We start from the raw sequence: 18971 nt of genomic DNA, 5'->3' as shown, positions 1-18971 counted from the left end.
GAGCGCGCGGGGTGCGGGGGTGCGGGGACACCCTAGAAGGACTAGACCAATGAGGTCAATGGTCTGCACCAATGCGGAAGTCCCCGTTCCTCGTGCCGCACTGACCGCCCGTCAGAGCGGCTGCAGCGTCCAGGACCAGCGGTGGGTGCCCGGACCCACCCGGTACGCCGGCAGGGTGTCGGGGCCGCAGGAGGCGGTGCCGACCCCGCGGTGGGCGGCGTCCAGGTGGACCACGCACGTGGCACGCGGCACGAGTTCGTCGTGGTGGGCGGCGGCCGTGAGGTCCGCGGCGCGGTGGCGGGTGACGCTCACCTGGCGCGGCAGATCCAGGTGGACGGCGATCCCCGGCGCGGCCGCGGCCCCGGTGAGGGTGAAGCGCCGCACGTCGTGCCGTCCGCCGCTCTCCTGCGGCCGGAGGTACGGCGTGAACAGCGCGTCAACGTCCGCCCGGTGGAGCCCCGCGGTCGCACCCGCGCACCGGTCGGGGTACGTCTCGCCGGGGCCCCGCCCGAACCATTCCAGGGTGTCGAGCCCCGCCACGGTCTCGAAGACGGTGCCGACCCGCGGCAGGTCGGTCAGCGCGTCCGGCAGCACCGCGGTCTCGTCGACGAGCAGCCCCCCGTTCGCCAGCGGCGTGAGGACCTGCTCGTGGCCGACGGTGCCCGCGCCGTCCGTCGCGTACACCGAGCGCACCACCATGCTCGCGCCCTCCCTGCCGACCGACACCAGGGTGCGTTCCAGCGCGTGCAGACCCCAGGCGCGCCAGCGATCGGCGATGCCGCCCCACTCGTCGTTGTCGGTGGGGGCCCGCCACAGCGTCAGCACGGGCGGGGCGGTGAGCAGCGGATGCCGGAGCAGTCCGGCGTCGTCGAGTTCCACGGCCCCGGCCCCGTCCGCGGCGAGCACGGCGCCCGCCCGGGTGAGCAGGTCCCGGTGGTCCTCGGCGAGCACCACCTGCGGGGCGCACACCAGCGTGCCGCGCGGCGCCCACGGCAGGTCCTCCGCCGTCGTGACGCGCAGCGTCAGGTGCGAGTCGCCGTGCGGCAGCAGACTGGTGGGCAGCGGCACCACCGCGCTCTCCCCCGGCGCGAGGTCCGGCAGCCGGGCGGGGGCGGTGCCGGAGTCGCCGATGTGCCACCGCGCGCTCAGCCACCCCAGGCCGGCGAAGTGCTGCCGGTTGGTGATCCGCGCCTCGCGGCGGTCGGGGGTGAGTTCCAGCCGCAGCGGGGCGGCGATCTCGCGGTGCTCGGCCATCGCGGGCTTGGGCGTCCGGTCGGGCAGGACCAGGCCGTCGGCGCAGAAGGCGCCGTCGTGCGGTGTGTCGCCGAAGTCGCCGCCGTACGCCCAGCGGTAGCCGGGGGCGGTCACCCCGTCGGCGTAGGCGTCGGCGGCGGCGTCGGGCCCGGCCGGGCGTCCGGCCCGCTCGCCGGTGAGCCGCTGGAGGATGCCGTGGTCCCGGAACTCCCAGACGAAGCCGCCCTGCAGACCGGGGGTGGACTCGATGGCCCGCCAGTAGTCGGCCAGGGAGCCGTTGCTGTTGCCCATGGCGTGCGAGTACTCGCACAGGATCAGCGGCTTGGAGTGCGGACCGGCCGTGATCTCCTCGATGGAGGCGTACATCGGGCAGATGATGTCGCTCGCGGACTGCGCCTGCTCCCAGGCGTCCTTGATCGCGCCCTCGTACTGCACGGGCCGGGTCGGGTCGGTGCGCCGCAGCCAGCCCGCGGCGGCGTCGTGGTTGGCGCCGTAGTCGCTCTCGTTGCCCAGCGACCAGACGACGACACTGGGGTGGTTGCGGTCGCGCAGCACCATCCGGGCCACCCGGTCGGTGAACGCCCCCAGGTAGCGGGGGTCGTCGGCCAGTTCGTGGGCGTGGTCGTGGGTCTCGATGTCGGCCTCGTCCACGACGTACAGGCCGAGTTCGTCGGCGAGGGAGAGCAGGGCCGGGTCGGGCGGGTAGTGCGCGGTCCGTACCGCGTTGAAGCCGTGCCGCTTCAGCAGGCACAGGTCGGCCCGCATCTCCTCGGCGTCGACCACCCGTCCGGTCAGGGGGTGGAAGTCGTGCCGGTTGACGCCGCGGAAGTAGACCCGGACGCCGTTGACCAGCAGGTCGGCCCCGGAGATCTCCACGCTGCGGAAGCCGACGCGGTGGCGCGACTCGTCGGCCACACTGCCGTCCGCCCGGTGCAACCGCACGGTCAGGTCGTACAGACGCGGCGTCTCGGCGGTCCACGGCCGTACACCGGGCACCACGGCCCGGATGCGGGCCTCGCCCAGGAAGTCCGAGACGCGCTCGCTCGCGACGTTGGCCCGCGCGAAGGCCTCGTCGGCGGGGAGCCGCAGGATGCCGTCCGGGGTGCACAGCAGTCCGGACACGCTCCATCCCGCCGGAAGGACGCCCTCCCCGCCGCGCACCCGGACGGCGACGTCGAGGGTGCCGCCGGGCACGGCCGTGATCCCCACGTCCGCCAGGTGGAGCGGGTCGGTGGCGTAGAGGTGGACGGAGCGGGTGATGCCGCCGTGCCACCACTGGTCCTGGTCCTCGAGGAACGTCGCGTCGGACCACTTGACGACCGTCAGGCGCACGGTGTTGCGCTCCCCCGGGCGGAGTGCGTGCGTGACGTCGAACTCCGAGGCGAGGCGGGAGTCCTTGCCCACCCCGACGGCGGTGCCGTTGACGTGCGCGATCAGCACGCTCTCGGCGGCCCCGACGTGGAGCACGACCCGCCGCCCCGCCCAGTCGGCGGGTACGTCGGCCTCCCGCTCGTACACACCGGTCGGGTTGCGCCCCGCCGGCGGTGAGGGCGGCAGGTCGGGGAAGGGCATCGTCACGTTGGTGTAGTGCGGCAGGTCGCGCACGCCGTGGAGGTCATCGAAGTCCTGGACGGTCCAGCAGCCGGGCACGTCCGTCTCCGCCCAGCGGCCCGCGAGCGGGGTGCGCGGGGTGGGCAGCAGCTGGAAGCGCCAGCGCCCGTCCAGCGGCACGCGCGGCGCGTCGGGGCGGACGACGGCGTGCATGGGCAGCCGGCGCCATCCGGTCAGCTCGGGGGCGTCCCACGGGTCGATCGGAACGGCGGGCTCGGCGCTTGCGGGGCGGCGGTCCTGCATGGGGGTTCCCTCCCGGGAGCGGTCGGTTCGCGGTGGGGGCGCGGTGACGGCGGGCCCGTGGCGACGAGGACCGGGGCGGCGTCGCCGGGGATGGCCCGGCGGCCGCGGGTCGGGGCCCGCGGTGCGGCGCGATCGGCGCCGGGGAGGACGAGGGTCCGCTGCGACGGCACAGGGTGGCGGCCGGGCGGCGCGTCGTCGGGGGCGGGCGTGGTGCGCCCGCCCCCGACGGCCCGGAACGGTGGGGCGGCCGGTGGCCGGTGGCCGGACCGCTCCGGGCGGTGGGGCGGCTACGCGCGCGGCGTGAGACGCAGGGTGAGGATCTGGAACGGCCGCAGGGACACCCGGATCCCCCCGTCGGGCCCGAGCTGCGCGCTCTCCCCCTCCAGCGGGCGTTCCAGCAGGTCGGTCACCTGCACCCGCTCCACCGGGAACGAGGCGCGCAGGGTGGTCGCGGCGCGCCCGCCGAGCGACTCGTACATCCGGACGACCACGTCGCCGGAGCGGTCGTCGGCGAGCTTGACCGCCTCGATCGCGGCCCGCGTGCCGTCGAGGGTCACCAGGGGCGCGGCCGGCCCGGCGCCCGCGGCCCCGGCGGCGACGCGCAGCGGCAGGTTGAGCTCGTAGCCGCCCGCCACGGCGTCCTCCACGGCCGCACCGGGCAGCAGCGCGTACGTCATGCGGTGCGTGCCCTGGTCGGCGTGCGGGTCGGGCACACGGGGCGCCCGGACGAGGCTGAGCCGCAGCGTCGTGGTGGTGCCGCCGTCCTCGCGGGAGGCGCGGGTGACGTCGTGGCCGTAGGTCGAGTCGTTGAGCACGGCCACGCCGTACCCGGGCTCCGCCACGTGCACCCAGCGGTGGCAGAACACCTCGAAACGGGCCGCGTCCCAGCTGGTGTTGGTGTGCGTGGGCCGGAAGACGTGGCCGAACTGGATCTCGGCGGCGCTCCGGTCGGCGTGCACGTCCAGCGGGAAGGCCGCCTTGAGGATCTTCTCGCTCTCGTGCCAGTCGATCTCCGTCTCGAAGTCGATCCGCGGGCTGCCCGCGCGCAGCCGTACGGTCTGCGCGAGGCGGGAGCCTCCGAAGGACCGCTCGACGCGGATGGCGCCCAGGAGCGGGCCCTCCTCCACGACGGTGATCGCGTCTGCGGCCGTCAGATCGGTGTACTGCCGCCGGTAGTGCCGGTCGATGTCCCAGGCGTCCCACTGGTTGGGCAGGTCGGTGTGGAGCCGCAGCAGGTTGCCCCGCTCGCCGGGGGCCAGCACCTCGCGGCCCGCGGTCAGGTCGAACACCGAGGTGAGCAGGCCGTCGTCGTCGAGTTCGACCCGGACCAGCCCGTTGTCCAGGACGCGGTCGGTGACGGTCACCCTCCCGCCCGGCTCGGCCGCCACGACCGGCCCCGCCCCGGAGGCGGGCAGCTCGGCGAAGACCGCCACCCGGCCGTCGGCGAGCGGCTGGCCCTCGGCTCCGTCCGGCGCCGCCGGCACGGCGACGACCTCCGCCCGGGGCCGCGGTGAGGTGTTGAACACCCACGGCGCCGACGGCCCGGTACCGGGGTCGCCGGCCACCACCGCGGCGGCGCCGGCCGTGATCGCCTCCAGTTCCTCCTTCAGGCCCGCGTAGGTCGCCTCGGCCTCCCGGTGCACCCAGGCGATGGAGGAGCCGGGCAGGATGTCGTGGAACTGGTGGAGCAGGACCGTCTTCCACAGCCGGTCGAGGTCCTCGTACGGGTACGCGTACGAGGGGTCGCGCAGCGCGGCCGTGGCGGCCCACAGCTCGGCCTCGCGCAGCAGGTGCTCGCCCCGCCGGTTGCCGGACTTGGTGCGGGCCTGGCTGGTGTACGTGGCGCGGTGCAGCTCCAGATAGAGCTCTCCGGACCACACCGGGGCGTCCTCGTACTCCGCGCGGGCCTCGCGGAAGAAGGTGTCCGGGTCCTGGACGACGACCTTCGCCGAGCCCTCCAGGTCGCGCAGGCGCCGGGCCTTCTCCAGCATCTCGCGGGTGGGGCCGCCCCCGCCGTCGCCGTGGCCGAAGGGCACCAGGGAACGCGTGCCGCCGCCCTTGTCGGCGTAGTTGCGCACGGCGTGGGCCATCTCCTCGCCGGAGAACACCGCGTTGTAGGTGTCGACGGGCGGGAAGTGCGTGAAGATGCGGGTGCCGTCGATGCCCTCCCACCAGAAGGTGTGGTGCGGCATCTTGTTCGTCTGGTTCCACGAGATCTTCTGGGTGAGGAACCACTCCATCCCGGCCAGCCGGGCGATCTGCGGGTAGGCGCCGGTGTAGCCGAAGGAGTCGGGCAGCCACACCCCCCGGCACTCGACGCCGAACTCCTCGGCGAAGAAGCGCTTGCCGTGGATCAGCTGGCGGGCCATCGCCTCGCCGCCCGGCAGGTTGCCGTCGGCCTCCACCCACATGCCGCCGACCGGCACCCAGTTGCCGGCCTTCGCCGCCTCCTGCATACGGCGGTACACCTCGGGATTGCGCTCCTTGACCCACGCGTACTGCTGGGCCTGGGAGCAGGCGAAGACCAGCTCCGGGTAGTCGGCGGCGAGCGCGGTGACGTTGGAGAAGGTGCGGGCGGTCTTGCGCTTGGTCTCACGCAGCGGCCACAGCCACGCGCTGTCGATGTGGGCGTGGCCGACCGCGGACAGCGTGTGGGCGCTGGCGTGGGCGGGCCGGGACAGCGACCCGGCGAGTTCCGCGCGGGCCGCGGCGGCGGTGCCGGCGACGTCCGCGATGTCGAGGGTGTCGAGCATCCGCTCCAGGGCGCGCAGCAGTTCGTGGCGGCGCGGCTCGTTCGTGGACAGCTCGCGCATCAGCTCGCCCGCGACCTCGATGTCGAGGACGAGGTGCCACACGTCCTCGTCGAGCACGGCGAGGTCCGCGCGGGCCATCGTGTACAGCGGTTCCGCGGGCGCGGTGATCCGGTCGCCGAGCGGGGTCGGCAGGAAGCCCTTGGCCAGGATGTCGGGGTTGGCGGCGGCCTCCAGCAGCAGCTCCACCGGCTCGCCGCCGGCCGCGGGGTTCGCGACGGGCACGTACTGGTTGCGCGGCTCGATGCCCTTGACCGGGGTGCCGGAGGCGTCGTGGACCAGGGCCTCGGCCTGGCCGCCGGGCCAGTCGCCGATGAAGCCGAGGTCGAAGACGGCCTCCACGCGGCGGCCGGCCCATTCCGCGGGAACGGTGCCCAGGGCGCGTATCCAGCTGGTGGACCAGGGGGTGCCCCAGCGGTCGCCGACCGCGAAGGGCTCGTACCCGGCGGTCAATGCCTCGCCCACCGGTACCGGTTCGCCGTCCACGTGCCACGCGGTGAGCGTCAGCGGCACCGACGCGGCGTACACCGCCGGGCGGATGCGCTGTTCGAGGACGCGGTCGAGGCGCGCCTCGACCTGCTTGCGGTCGTCGTGCATGGGTGCTGGTCCCCTCAGTCCCGGAGGTAGGCGAGGTCGGGTACGTGCTTGCGGTAGCCGTCGAGCAGACGCTGGGCGACGGCGACGGAGTCGACGAGCGGGTGCAGCGCGAACGCGCGCAGCGCGGCGGCGCGCTCGCCGGTGGTGGCCGCCAGGATGACGTCGCGCTCGACGGCCTTGACGGAGGTGACCAGGCCGACGGCGTGGCCGGGCAGCGGGTCGCCGACGATCGGGCGGGCGCCGTTGGCGTCCACGTGGCAGGGCACCTCGACGACGGCCTCGGCGTCGAGCGGCTCCAGGGCGCGGCGGTTGCGGACGTTGAGGATGAGCGTGGTGCGCTCGTCGAGGGCGATGGCCCGCATCAGGGCGAGGGCGACCTTCTCGTAGCCGCCGGACTCCAGGTCGCACGAGTCGCGTTCGCCCGCTCCCGCGGCCTCCCGTACGTCGGCGCCGTACGTCGTCTCGCGCTCCAGGCGGGTGGCGTCCCAGGCCGCGAAGGGCTCGGTGCCCGGAGCGCGCATCGTCTCGTAGAAGCGCTGCTGCTGCTCCAGGAGGAAGGCGCCGCGGGTGTGCTCGGCGTCGCGCGCGGCGGCCACGGTCTCGCGGTTGGAGTAGTAGTAGTTGAGGTACTCGTTGGGGACCGAGCCGAGGGTGCGCAGCCAGTCGGCGCCGAAGAGCTTGCCCTCCTCGAAGGAGGTGAGCGCCGCCTCGTCGGCCAGCAGGCGCGGGAGCAGGTCGACGCCGTCCACACGCACCGCGCGCAGCCAGCCGAGGTGGTTCAGGCCCGCGTAGTCGAACCAGGCGCGGTCCGGGTCGACGCCCAGGGCGCGCGCCACCCTCCTGCCGAGGCCGACGGGCGAGTCGCAGATGCCGATGACGCGGTCGCCGAGGTGGTGGGACATGGCCTCGGTGACCATGCCGGCGGGGTTGGTGAAGTTGATGACCCAGGCGTCGGGCGCGAGCCGCGCGATGCGGCGGGCGATGTCGACGGCGACGGGGATGGTGCGCAGCCCGTACGCGATGCCGCCGGGGCCGACCGTCTCCTGCCCGAGGACACCTTCGTCGAGGGCGACGCGCTCGTCGACGACGCGACCGGCGAGGCCGCCGACGCGGATCGCGGAGAAGACGAAGTCGGCGCCGGTGACGGCCTCGTCGAGGTCGGTGGTGACGCTGACCCCCGGCGCGTCGGGGTATCCCTGCGCCTGCTGCCGCAGCACCCGGACGATGGCGTCCAGGCGTCCGGGGTCCAGGTCGTGCAGGGTCACGTGGGTGACGCGGCCCGCGGCGCGGTCCTCCAGAAGGGCGCGGTAGACCAGCGGCACTCGGAAACCGCCACCGCCGAGAATCGTGAGCTTCATCGCAAACTCCATGTGTGGGAGCCTCCGGCTGTAACCGGGTTTGGCAACGCATCCATGAATCGGAGTCGCGAAATGGCGGGACGCACAACCGCGATCGCACTACAAATCACATGCGTTACAACTGAATTGATAGAGTACGTCGCGTGACGCAGATCAAACGGGCCTTCAAGTACCGCTTCTACCCCACGGACGAGCAGGCGGCAGAGCTGTCCCGCACGTTCGGCTGCGTCCGCCTCGTGTACAACAAAGCGCTGGAGGAGCGCACCGCCGCCTGGAACAGCGAGCGCCTCCGCATGTCGTACGGCCAGTCCTCGGCCCGACTGACGGAGTGGAAGAAGACCGCGGAATTCGCCTTCCTGTGCGAAGTCTCCTCCGTCCCGCTGCAACAGACGCTGCGTCATCTGCAGACCGCGTTCACGAACTTCTTCGCCGGCCGGGCACGGTACCCGCGCCTCAAAACGCGGAAGCGGTCGCGCGCCACAGCGGAGTACACCCGCAGCGCATTCACGTGGCGCAACGGTCATCTGACTCTGGCCAAGATGACGACACCACTGGACATTCGCTGGTCCCGCCCCCTGCCTGTGGGGGCAGGGCCGACTACGGTGACGGTGTCCCGCGACCGTGCGGGACGATGGTTCGTGTCCATGCTGTGCGATGACGCGATCGCCTCGGGAACGGACACGGATCTCTCGGTTGGCGTCGACATGGGAATCACCTCCCTCGTCGCCCTCTCCACGGGGGAGAAGATCCCCAATCCCCGACACGAACGCCGGGACCGAGCCCGCCTGGCGAGGGCCCAACGAGAGCTCGCCCGCAAGGCCAAAGGTTCCCGTAATCGCGACAAGTGCCGGCACAAAGTGGCCAGGATCCATGCGCGGATCACCGATCGCAGGCGCGACTTTCTCCACAAGCTCACCACTCGACTCGTCCGCGAGAACCAAACGGTCGTGATCGAGGACCTGGCCGTCCGCAATCTGCTGAAGAACGGCACGCTCGCGCGCGCCATCTCCGATGCTTCGTGGGCGGAACTGCGCTCCATGCTGGAGTACAAGTGCGCCTGGTACGGGCGTGACCTCATCGTCGTCGACCGCTGGTTCCCCAGCAGCAAGATGTGTTCCGTATGCGGAGCTCTGACGGCGAAGATTCCGCTCCACGTCCGGACCTGGACGTGCAGATGCGGCGCGACGCATGACCGCGACGTGAACGCTGCAAGGAACACCCTGGCCGCCGGACTGGCGGTAGCTGCCTGTGGAGCGGATGTAAGACCTCAACGGGAGCCCTCCCGGACGGGGCGGTCGGCGACGAAGCAGGAAACCCAACGGGCGACCGCTGGAATCCACTGCCTGTAGGTGGGCGGACAAGTCAAACCTCGACCACCTCCACCCCCGCCTCGCGCAGCGAGGTCCGGGTCGTCGCGTCCGCCGGGGCGTTGGTCACCACGACGTCGATGTCCTCGGGCCCGCACACGCGGGCCATGCCGGTGCCGGGGAACTTCCCGGCGTCCGCGGCGAGCACCACCTGGTCGCTCGCCGCGATCATGGCCCGTTTGACGGGCACCTCCACGGCGGTCGTGTCCAGTATCTGCCCGTTGGGGCGGATGCCGCTGGTGCCCAGGACCAGCCGGTCGGCCCGGACCTGGCGCAGGTTGTCCTCGGTGAGGAAGCCGACCAGGGAGCGGTACTCGCGGCGCACGACCCCGCCGAGCAGCACCAGCTGGACGTCCTTCTCGTCCTGCAGCTCCTCGTAGACCGCGAGGTTGCTGGTGATCACCGTGAGCGAGCGGCCGCGCAGGTGCCGGGCGACCCGCAGTGCGGTGGTCCCGATGTCCAGCAGCACGGTCTCGCCGTCCTTGATGATCTCGGCGCAGCGCACGGCGATGGCGTCCTTGGCCTCGACGCGGACGGCGGCGACGTCCGGGAACGGGTCGTCCTCGCCGGTCAGCGGGACCGCGCCGCCGTAGACCCGCTTCAGCAGGCCTTCGTCCTCGAGCTGGATGAGGTCGCGGCGGATCGTGGCCTGGCTGGCGCCGATCCGCTCGGCCAGCACGGTCACCGAGGTGGGGCCGTCCGACCGCAGTGCGCGGAGGATCAGCTCATGTCGTCGGTCGGGGAGCATGGCACGAACCCTACCCGGGCTCTCTGCAAAGTCAATCAAAGTCGAGCAGGTTTGTGATTGACCCTTGTCAAACCACTGCACAGCATGCAAGCTCTTGCCTACTTCAGGCCGGGGCGTCCCCCCGTCCGGGCCTGGACCGGGGGGACACGAAGCACCGGGCGCCCCGCGCCGGTGCCCCTGGAGAGGTAGGTCGCAATGCCGCGGTCGACACACGCCGGCAGCACCCGGGAGGAGGCAGCCGATGTCTTCCTGTCAGGGCTGCTCTTCTTCGACCTGGGTTTCACCGGGCTCCCCTCGGCTCCCACCCCGGGCGCCGAGGTGTGGACCAAGGGCATGGGCACGTCCCCCGGCGGGATCGCCAACTTCGCGGTCGCGCTGAGCAGGCTGGGGCTGCGCACGTCGCTGTCCGCGGCCTTCGGCGAGGACCTGCTCGGCACGCATCTGTGGCACGAGCTGTCCGTCACCGAGGGCGTCGACCTCTCCCGCTCGCGCCGCTTCGCCGGGTGGCCGACCCCGGTGACCGTCTCGCTCGCGTACGACGGCGACCGGGCGCTGGTCACCCACGGCCAGGAGCCGCCGCTCGGCCCGGACGCCATGATCGGCGAACCGCCGCCCAGCCGGGCCGCGATCGCCCACATCGGCGCCGAGCCGCTGGAGTGGGTCGGGAGCGCGCACGCCGCGGGCACCCTGGTCTTCGCCGACGTCGGCTGGGACCCCTCGGAGCGCTGGAGCCCGGCGGTGCTGGAGCAGCTCGCCCTGTGCCACGCCTTCATGCCCAACGCCGAGGAGGCGATGGCCTACACCCGCACCGGCACCCCGCGGGCGGCGCTGTCCCGGCTGGCCGACCTGGTACCGCTCGCCGTGGTCACCGACGGCGCGGGGGGCGCGCTGGCGGTGGACTCCACGACGGGCGAGAGCGCGTCGGTGGCCGGTCTGCCGGTGGACGCCGTCGACACCACCGGCGCCGGCGACGTCTTCGGGGCCGGGCTGGTCGCCGCCACCCTGGCCGGCCGGCCGCTCGCCGACCGGCTGCGCTTCGCCAACCTCGTCGCCGCGCTGTCCGTGCGGCGGATCGGGGGCGCGGCCGCCGCACCGGACCTGGCCGCCGTCGACCGCTGGTGGCGGTCCGTGCGCGACTCCCCCGGCAACGACGGACTGCGCTCCGCGTACGCCTTCCTCGACCACACCGTGCCGGCCGCCGCGACAACCGCCGGCCCGCACCACGCCGATCAGCCCGAGCAGTAGGAGAACCCCGTGGACCTTTCCCGCAGACGATTCCTGCAGGCGACCGTGCTCACCGCCGCGGCCGCCGGTCTCACCGCCGCGTGCGGTGGCGGTGGAGCGGGCGGCACCAGGAACGGCAAGAACCTCACGCTCTGGTACTGGGGCGGCGGGCTGAGTGACAAGGTTGTCAAGGACGCCGAGGCGCACTTCACCGAAGTGACCCTGAAGTCCGCGCAGATAGGCGGCGACTTCAAGCAGAAGCTGCTCACGACACTGACCGGCGGCCAGTCCGTGCCCGACATCACCGGCATCAAGGGCGAGGACATGGCCTCCTTCCTGCCCAACGCCAACCGCTTCCTGGACCTCAACGACCTGGGCTTCAAGGACGTCGCCCCGCAGTACCTGGAGTGGAAGACCAAGCTGGCGCGCAGCGAGGACGGCCGGCAGATCGGCTTCCCGATCGACATCGGCCCCACCGCGATGTTCTATCGCGCGGACTTCTTCGAGCAGGCCGGGCTGCCCTCCGAGCCGGAGGAGGTCGCGGCGCAGATCAAGACCTGGGACGACTGGCTGGCCGCGGGCCGGGAGCTGCACAAGGCGGTGCCGTCGGCGTCGCTGATCAACAGCGCGAGCGCGGTCTTCGACATCGCCGTCGGCCAGGGCACGCAGCGCTTCATCGACACCGGCAACCACTTCGTCGGCGACCAGGACCACATCCGCACCGCCTGGGACCTGGCCGTGCGGCCGTACGAGCTCGGGCTCGACGCCAAGATCAACGACAACAGCTGGAACGCGGCCATCGCCAAGGGCACGCTGGCGACCGAACTCGGCGCCGCCTGGCACGCCCTGGACATCTCCTCCGCCGCCCCCGACTCCAAGGGCAAGTGGCGCGTGGCCCCGATGCCGGGCGGCCCGTCCAACCTCGGCGGCTCGTTCCTGGCGCTGCCCCGCCAGTGCCGCAACCCCGAGCAGGCCTTCAAGGTCGTGAGCTGGCTGCTGAGCCCCGCCAACGACGCCCGCGGCTTCGCCGACGCCGCGATCTTCCCGGCCGCCCCCGCGGCGTACGCGATGCCGCAGATGACGGCCGGTGATCCGTACTTCGGCGGCCAGAAGACCATCGACGTCTTCGGGCCGGCGGCCAAGGCGATCCCGGCGGCGTACGAGGCACCGGCGGACGCGGCCCTGATGGCGAGGTACAAGACCGAGCTGACCAACGTCGAGACCAAGGGCAAGAAGCCGGACGACGCCTGGAAGGACGCCGTGGCCCAGGCCAAGCAGATCGCGCAGCGGCAGGGCGTGCGCTGACATGGCGGCGCCTCCGACCACCGGCCCCGGTTCCGTCGCGGTGGACGCCACCGGCGGCGGCCCGGGGCGGCCGCGCTTCCGTCCGCGCCGCTCCGCGCCCGCGCACCACCTGCCCAGGCCGGCGGCGCGGGCCGCCCGGCGCGGGGTGCTGTCCTTCTGGCCGCAGTACCTGGCGATCTCCCCGTTCTACCTGGTCTTCGGCGTCTTCATGCTCTGGCCGGTGTTCTACTCGCTCTACCTGGCCTTCCACCGCTGGGACGGCATCGGCGAGATGCAGTTCGTCGGGCTGCAGCAGTTCCACTTCCTGATGGACGACCCGGTCTTCTGGCTGTCGATCCGCAACACCCTGGCCATCTGGGTGCTGTCGACGGTGCCGACGCTGCTGGGGGCGCTGGTGCTGGCCACGCTGCTCAACTCCGTGCGGCGCTTCAAGTCCTTCTACCGGATCGCGCTCTTCCTGCCGAACGTCACCTCGATCGTCGCCATCGCGATCTTCTTCGGGGCGGTCTTCAGCAACAACTTCGGCCTGGTCAACGCGATCCTGCACATGGCCGGCCTGCCCGAGGTCCAGTGGATGAGCAATCCGTGGACCATCAAGCTGGTCATCGCGCTGCTGATGACCTGGCAGTGGACCGGGTACAACATGATCATCTACCTGGCGGGGATGCAGGCCATCCCCGGCGAGGTCTACGAGGCGGCACGGATCGACGGGGCCGGGCCGGTGCGGACCTTCCTGCGCATCACCATCCCGATCCTGCGCCCGATCATCCTGTTCACGGTCGTCATCTCGACCGTCAACGGCCTGCAGAGCTTCACCGAACCGCAGGTCCTCTTCGGGAGCAACGCGGCCAACGCCAATCTCGGCGGCCCCGGCCAGGCGGGTCTGACCACCTTGCTCTACTTCTACCAATCGGCGTTCTCCAACAACGACTTCGGCTACGGGGCCGCCATCGTCTGGGCGTTCTTCGTGCTCATCCTCGTGCTCGTCGTCGTCAACTGGCGCCTCGTCCAGCGCGGGAGGAAGTCATGACGCGCACCGCACGGTCGCTGCGCCCCAAGGGGCTCACCGCGCACCTCGTGCTGATCGTCGCGGTCCTCGTCTCGGTCTTCCCGTTCTACTGGACGATCGTCATGGCGACCAACACCACCCGCGACATCTACCGCACGCCGCCCAAGGTCTCCTTCGGCCCGCACCTGCTGGACAACGTCCGCACGGTGCTCGACAGCATCGACTTCTTCGGCTCGATGCTCAACACGCTGGCGGTCGCGAGCGTCTCGACCGTGCTCGTGCTCCTCGTCGACTCGATCGCGGCCTTCGCCTTCGCCAAGTTCGACTTCCCCGGACGCAGATGGCTCTTCGGGGTGCTGCTCGTCTTCATGATGCTGCCGCTGCAGCTGGCGATCATCCCGCAGTACCTGATCATGATGCACCTGGGCTGGCTCGGCACCCTCAAGGCGCTCATCCCGCCCGCGCTGGCCAATGCCTTCGGCATCTTCTGGCTGCGCCAGTACGTCAGCGGGGGCGTCCCCGACGAACTCCTCGACGCCGCCCGCATGGACGGCTGCGGGTTCCTGCGCCAGTACTGGCACGTGGTGCTGCCCATGACCCGCCCGGCGCTGGCGTTCCTCGGCATCTACGCCTTCGTCAACGCCTGGAACGACTACGTCTGGCCGCTGATCGCCCTGGTCAACCCCGAGCACATCACCCTCCAGGTCGCCCTGGCCCAGCTCAACGTCGGCCGCTCCACCGACTACAGCGTCGTGATGGCCGCCGTGCTCATCGCCTCCGCGCCCCTGGTGCTGGTCTTCGCGCTCTTCGCCCGGGGCTTCATCGCGGGCGCGACCGAGGGGGCCGTCCGCGGCTGACCGCACGGCTCCCGGGGCACCGCCGTTCGCCGCGGTGCCCCGGTCGGGCGGTCAGCCCGTCCGCACCGTGACCATGCCGTTCCCGGTGGTGGCGGTGATCCTGCGCGCCGACGACGCATCGGTCGGCACGCTCACCTCGCTCATCCCGACGCCGGTCCGGGCGCGCACGTCGTAGGCGGTTCCGGGGGGCACGGTGACGGTGACCATGCCGTTCCCGGTCGTGGTGGTGACCTCCTCCGGCGCGGCCTCGAAGGTCGCCTCCACCGTGCCGTTCTCGCTCGTCAGGGAGGCCCGGCGGGCGCCGAGGGCGATGCCGGTGACGCCGCCGTTGCCGGTGCCGAGGTCGACCGCGCCGGTGACGCCGTCCGCCTCGACCTGCCCGTTGCGCACCCTGACGGTGACGGGGGTCGAGGCGGGCACCCTGACGACGTAGTCGACCTTGCACGGCCGGCTGTTCCCGCACCCGGAGCCGGTCAACTGCAAGGTGCCGCCCTCGACCCGATGGCGGGTGGCCGGTTTCACGGCGCCGTACTCCAGGGTCTCGGTCACCGACATCGGCCCGCTGCCCACGGTGATCCGCACGGAACCGTTCTCGTTGCGCACGTCGAGCGCCTTCGCGCCGGAGATCTCGTAGGAGCGCGGGGAGGACCCGTCGGTCGCGCCGCCGGGCGACCCCTTCCCCGAGGGGACGGCGGAGCCGGTGACGTCGGCACCTGGAGCCCCGTCGCCGCCCGCGTCGCAGGACGCCAGGAACCCCGCCGCCGCGAGTGCCAGGACGACCGCCACCGCGCGCCAACTCTTCACCACTGCCATCTCCTTGCACGTCGTCAACCATCGCCCCACATGGAGCATATAGCCGCAAAGGGGGCAATCCCGATCCCCCGATGGGGTGACTGGCCCGCCGATGCGCGGGTACACGCGCTTCGACCGCGGTGCGGCGAGGTGACGTTGGCTGCTCGTGCTGCTCGCCTGTACGTGGTGGCGATCGGACCGCTGACGCCGCTGGAGGTCGCTGCCGGCGCGCAGGCGGGCGGGGCATGACGCGTGGCGGTCGCACCGGACGCCCGCCCCGGGCGGTTACGGTCCGTGCATGGGACCGGGTATCGCCTTCGCTCTGTGTGCCGCCGTGCTGATGGGGACGGCGACGGTGCTCCAGGCCATGGGCGCGCGCCGGGCCGCCGCGGCCACGCCGGGGGCGCCGTGCGCGGGCGCGCGGACGCTGGTGGCGGCACTGCGCTGCTGGCCGTTCGTCGTGGGTGTCGGGATGGACGCGCTGGGCTTCGCGGCGGAGTTGGTCGCGCTGCGGTCCGTCGCGCTGTTCGTGGTCGAGGCGGCGCTGGCGTCCTCCCTCGCGGTCACCGCGGTCGTGGCGGCGGTGCTGCTGAAGGTGCGGCTGCGGGCGGTGGAGTGGACGGCGGTCGGGGCGGTCTGCCTCGGGCTCGCGGTGCTCGCCGTCTCCGGCGGCCGGGACGGCGGAGGCGAGGGTGACCTGCGGCTGCGGCTGGCGATCCTCGTCACGGCGGTCGTGCTGGCGGTCGCCGGGCGGGTCGTGGAGCGCCGTGCGACGCGCAGCCAGGCCGCGGTGCTCGGCGCCGTGGCGGGGCTCGCCTTCGGCGTCGTGGCGGTCGCGGTGCGGATGCTGATCGGGTTCGCTCCGGCCGAGCTGCTCGCGGACCCGGCGACGTACGCCGTCGTCATCTCGGGGGTCACCGGTTTCGTCTTCCTCGTCGACGCCCTCCAGACGGGCTCGGTGACCGCCGCGACGGCGGCGATGGTCATCACCGAGTCCCTGTGGCCCGCGCTCTTCGGGGTGGTGTGGCTGGGGGACTCCACACGGCACGACCGGGCCCCGCTGGCCGCGCTCGGCTTCGTGCTGTCGATCGCGGGGGCGCTGGCACTGGCTCGGTTCGGGGAGGCGGAGCAGGACGCGCCGCCCGCGTCGGCCGCGGGCGGCGCGCCGTGAGAGGCGCCTGCCGGTCGTCTGCCGGTCGGTCAGCCGGTCACCGCCCCGGCCACGTCCATTCGGCGACCTCGGGCAGGTCCGTGCCGTGCTCGCGGATCCACGCGTGGTGCCGCAGCCGGGCGTCCTCCATCAGCTGCCGTACCGGCGCGGCCCGCACCGCGAGCCCCGGCACGCGGTCGATGACGTCCATGACCAGCCGGAAGCGGTCCAGGTCGTTGCGGACGACCATGTCGAAGGGCGTGGTCGTGGTGCCGATCTCCTTGTAGCCGCGCACATGCAGATGGGCGTGGCCGGTACGGCGGTAGGCGAGCCGGTGGATGAGCCACGGATAGCCGTGGTACGCGAAGATCACCGGCTTGTCGCGGGTGAAGAGCGCGTCGTACGCCGGGTCGGCCATGCCGTGCGGGTGCTCGTCCTTGGGCAGCAGCCGCGCGAGGTCGACCACGTTGACCACCCGTACGGCCAGCTCCGGCAGGTGACGGCGGATCAGCGAGGCGGCGGCCAGCACCTCCTGGGTGGGGACGTCACCGGCGCAGGCGAGGACGACGTCCGGTTCCCGGGTGCCGTCCTCGGTGCCGGCCCACTGCCAGACGCCGGCGCCGCGGGCGCAGTGGGCGCGGGCGGCGTCGAGGTCGAGCCAGTCGAAGCAGGGCTGCTTGCCGGCGACGACGACGTTGACGTGGTCGCGGCTGTGCAGCACGTGCTCTGCGGTCGACAGCAGGGTGTTGGCGTCCGGCGGCAGGTAGACCCGCACGACCTCGGGCGCCTTGTTGAGGATGTGGTCGATGAAGCCGGGGTCCTGGTGGGAGAAGCCGTTGTGGTCCTGGCGCCACACGTGCGAGGTCAGCAGGTAGTTCAGGGAGGCGATGGGACGGCGCCAGGCCAGTTTCCGGGTGGTACGCAGCCACTTGACGTGCTGGTTGACCATCGAGTCGACGATGTGGACGAAGGCCTCGTAGCAGGAGAACAGCCCGTGCCTGCCGGTGAGGAGATAGCCCTCCAGCCAGCCCTGGCAGGTGTGCTCGGAGAGGATCTCCATGACGCGGCCGTGCCGGTCGAGGTTCTCGTCAACGGGAAGGACCTCGGCCTGCCAGGCCTTGCCGCTGGCCTCGTAGACGGCGTCGAGCCGGTTGGAGGCGGTCTCGTCGGGCCCGACGAGCCGAAAGTCGCGGCGCCCGGCGGTGTCGGCCATCACGCGTTCCAGCAGGCCGCCGAGGATCCGGGTGGGCTCGTGCAGCGTGACGCCCGGTTTGTCGACCTCGACGGCGAACCGCTCCAGCGGCGGCACGGGCAGGTCGCGCAGCAGCAGCCCGCCGTTGGCGTACGGGGTGGCGCCGAGCCGCAGGTCGCCCTCGGGGACGCAGGCGAGCACCTGGGCGGTGGGCGCGCCGTCCTCGTCGAACAGCTCCTGGGGCCGGTACGAGCGCATCCACGCCTCGAGCTGCCGCAGGTGCTGGGGGTTGTCGCGCACCGCGGCCAGCGGCACCTGGTGGGCGCGCCAGGTGCCCTCCACGGGCAGGCCGTCGACCTCGGCCGGGCCGGTCCACCCCTTGGGCGTGCGCAGCACGATCATCGGCCAGCGCGGACGCCCGCGCTCCCCGCCCTCGCGGGCGGCGGCCTGGATCCCGGCGATCCGGTCGAGTGCGGTGTCCATCGCCTCGGCCATCGCGGAGTGCACCGCGAACGGGTCGTCACCGGTGACGTGCAGCGGTTCGTGGCCGTAACCGCGCAGCAGTGCGTCGAGCTCGCCCTCCGGGATCCGGGCGAGCACGGTGGGGTTGGCGATCTTGTAGCCGTTCAGGTGCAGGACCGGCAGGACGGCCCCGTCGTGGACGGGGTCGAGGAACTTGTTGGAGTGCCAGGACGCGGCGAGCGGCCCGGTCTCGGCCTCGCCGTCGCCGATCACGCAGGTGACCAGCAGTTCGGGGTGGTCGAAGGCGGCGCCGTAGGCGTGCGAGAGGGAGTAGCCCAGCTCACCGCCCTCGTGGATGGAGCCGGGAGTCTCCGGCGCGACATGGCTCGGCACGCCCCCGGGGAAGGAGAACTGCCGGAACAGCCGGCCCATGCCCGCGGCGTCACGGGAGACGTCCGGGTAGGTCTGCGAGTACGAGCCCTCCAGCCACGCGTTCGCCAGGACGGCCGGGCCGCCGTGCCCCGGTCCCCAAACGGCGAGTCCCCGCTGCCCGCGGGCCCCGATGACCCGGTTGAGGTGCGTGTGGACGAGGTTCAGGCCGGGCGAGGTGCCCCAGTGGCCCAGCAGCCGTGGTTTCACGTGTTCGGGGCGGAGCGGTTCGGCCAGGAGCGGATTGCCCATCAGGTAGATCTGGCCGACCGCCAGGTAGTTCGCGGCGCGCCAATGGGCGTCGAGGGCACGGAGCTCCTCGTCGTGCATGGCTTCCTCCGAAACGTCGGGTACAGGAGACCTCTCCTTCCCAGACTCGGCAGGTGCGACGACGGTCCGCTAGGGCCGGATGGGGCCTCTTGCGGCGGTCCGGACGCCGAGGGGATGTCCGACACGGGCCGTGATCTGGAGTGCCCGTGCCGGAGGAGGACGCAGGGAAGATCGCCCGTTGAGCGGTTTCGGGCGAACCGGACCGCTTTCGGTGCATCCCCGGCACGGCCCGT

At 72.4% G+C, this 18971-nt stretch carries 11 protein-coding genes and 1 pseudogene; 6 read left to right on the top strand and 6 right to left on the bottom strand.

Annotation, left to right across the window (positions count from 1 at the left end; translation table 11 throughout):
• Positions 1-111: 111 nt before the first annotated feature.
• From CHF15_RS16540 to CHF15_RS16530, 3 genes are all read right to left on the bottom strand, one after another.
• Positions 112-3108, bottom strand: coding sequence for a glycoside hydrolase family 2 TIM barrel-domain containing protein (locus CHF15_RS16540; RefSeq protein ID WP_245938868.1), 2997 nt, complete (start codon positions 3106-3108; stop codon positions 112-114).
• A 287-nt stretch (positions 3109-3395) separates the two neighbouring features.
• Complete coding sequence (locus CHF15_RS16535) at positions 3396-6515, bottom strand: alpha-mannosidase (protein WP_089224573.1); 3120 nt, start codon at positions 6513-6515, stop codon at positions 3396-3398.
• A gap of 14 nt (positions 6516-6529) precedes the next feature.
• Positions 6530-7873: a 6-phospho-beta-glucosidase gene (locus tag CHF15_RS16530; RefSeq protein ID WP_089224572.1), complete on the bottom strand. Its 1344-nt coding sequence runs from the start codon at positions 7871-7873 to the stop codon at positions 6530-6532.
• 143 nt (positions 7874-8016) lie between these two features.
• On the opposite strand from CHF15_RS16530, the gene CHF15_RS16525 reads away from it, so the two are divergent.
• Complete coding sequence (locus CHF15_RS16525; protein WP_089224571.1) at positions 8017-9222, top strand: RNA-guided endonuclease InsQ/TnpB family protein; 1206 nt, start codon at positions 8017-8019, stop codon at positions 9220-9222.
• A 13-nt stretch (positions 9223-9235) separates the two neighbouring features.
• On the opposite strand, the gene CHF15_RS16520 is transcribed toward CHF15_RS16525, so the two are convergent.
• The gene (locus tag CHF15_RS16520; RefSeq protein WP_446323504.1) at positions 9236-10024 is read right to left on the bottom strand and encodes a DeoR/GlpR family DNA-binding transcription regulator; all 789 of its coding nucleotides are present in this window, start codon (positions 10022-10024) and stop codon (positions 9236-9238) included.
• Between the two features lie 159 nt (positions 10025-10183).
• Between CHF15_RS16520 and CHF15_RS16515 the strand changes: the two genes are divergently transcribed.
• From CHF15_RS16515 to CHF15_RS16500, 4 genes are all read left to right on the top strand, one after another.
• Positions 10184-11233, top strand: a complete 1050-nt coding sequence (locus CHF15_RS16515) for a carbohydrate kinase family protein (RefSeq protein ID WP_089224569.1) — start codon at positions 10184-10186, stop codon at positions 11231-11233.
• 9 nt (positions 11234-11242) lie between these two features.
• Positions 11243-12517 (top strand): ABC transporter substrate-binding protein, encoded by a 1275-nt coding sequence (locus tag CHF15_RS16510; RefSeq protein WP_089224568.1) that lies wholly within the window; start codon positions 11243-11245, stop codon positions 12515-12517.
• Between the two features lie 145 nt (positions 12518-12662).
• A complete protein-coding gene (locus CHF15_RS16505) occupies positions 12663-13547 on the top strand; it encodes a carbohydrate ABC transporter permease (RefSeq protein WP_089224860.1) in 885 nt (294 codons plus the stop codon).
• The gene (locus tag CHF15_RS16500; protein WP_089224567.1) at positions 13544-14383 is read left to right on the top strand and encodes a carbohydrate ABC transporter permease; all 840 of its coding nucleotides are present in this window, start codon (positions 13544-13546) and stop codon (positions 14381-14383) included. The genes CHF15_RS16505 and CHF15_RS16500 overlap by 4 nt, the downstream gene beginning before the upstream one ends.
• Positions 14384-14434: 51 nt before the next feature.
• Here CHF15_RS16500 and CHF15_RS16495 read toward each other — a convergent pair whose 3' ends face one another.
• Positions 14435-15190, bottom strand: coding sequence for a DUF4097 family beta strand repeat-containing protein (locus tag CHF15_RS16495; RefSeq protein WP_089224566.1), 756 nt, complete (start codon positions 15188-15190; stop codon positions 14435-14437).
• Between the two features lie 283 nt (positions 15191-15473).
• Between CHF15_RS16495 and CHF15_RS16490 the strand changes: the two genes are divergently transcribed.
• Entirely contained in the window at positions 15474-16346 is an 873-nt protein-coding gene (locus tag CHF15_RS16490; RefSeq protein ID WP_089224565.1) for a DMT family protein, read from the top strand.
• Between the two features lie 37 nt (positions 16347-16383).
• Here the strand turns inward: CHF15_RS16490 and CHF15_RS16485 are convergent.
• A pseudogene (locus CHF15_RS16485) lies at positions 16384-18747 on the bottom strand (phosphoketolase family protein); the annotation flags it as partial.
• Positions 18748-18971 lie beyond the last annotated feature (224 nt).

The organism is Actinacidiphila glaucinigra (genome assembly GCF_900188405.1).
Lineage (GTDB): Bacteria > Actinomycetota > Actinomycetes > Streptomycetales > Streptomycetaceae > Actinacidiphila > Actinacidiphila glaucinigra.
Note: the sequence above shows the minus strand (reverse complement) of the source record. Positions and strands in the feature narration are given on the sequence as shown.

What these genes read in the sequence shown, in the direction of transcription:
- CHF15_RS16515 (WP_089224569.1), top strand. Translation starts at nt 10,184, where the DNA reads ATGCCGCGGTCGACACACGCCGGCAGCACCCGGGAGGAGGCAGCCGAT.
- CHF15_RS16490 (WP_089224565.1), top strand. Translation starts at nt 15,474, where the DNA reads ATGGGACCGGGTATCGCCTTCGCTCTGTGTGCCGCCGTGCTGATGGGG.
- CHF15_RS16535 (WP_089224573.1), bottom strand. Translation starts at nt 6,515, where the DNA reads ATGCACGACGACCGCAAGCAGGTCGAGGCGCGCCTCGACCGCGTCCTC.
- CHF15_RS16530 (WP_089224572.1), bottom strand. Translation starts at nt 7,873, where the DNA reads ATGAAGCTCACGATTCTCGGCGGTGGCGGTTTCCGAGTGCCGCTGGTC.
- CHF15_RS16540 (WP_245938868.1), bottom strand. Translation starts at nt 3,108, where the DNA reads ATGCAGGACCGCCGCCCCGCAAGCGCCGAGCCCGCCGTTCCGATCGAC.
- CHF15_RS16500 (WP_089224567.1), top strand. Translation starts at nt 13,544, where the DNA reads ATGACGCGCACCGCACGGTCGCTGCGCCCCAAGGGGCTCACCGCGCAC.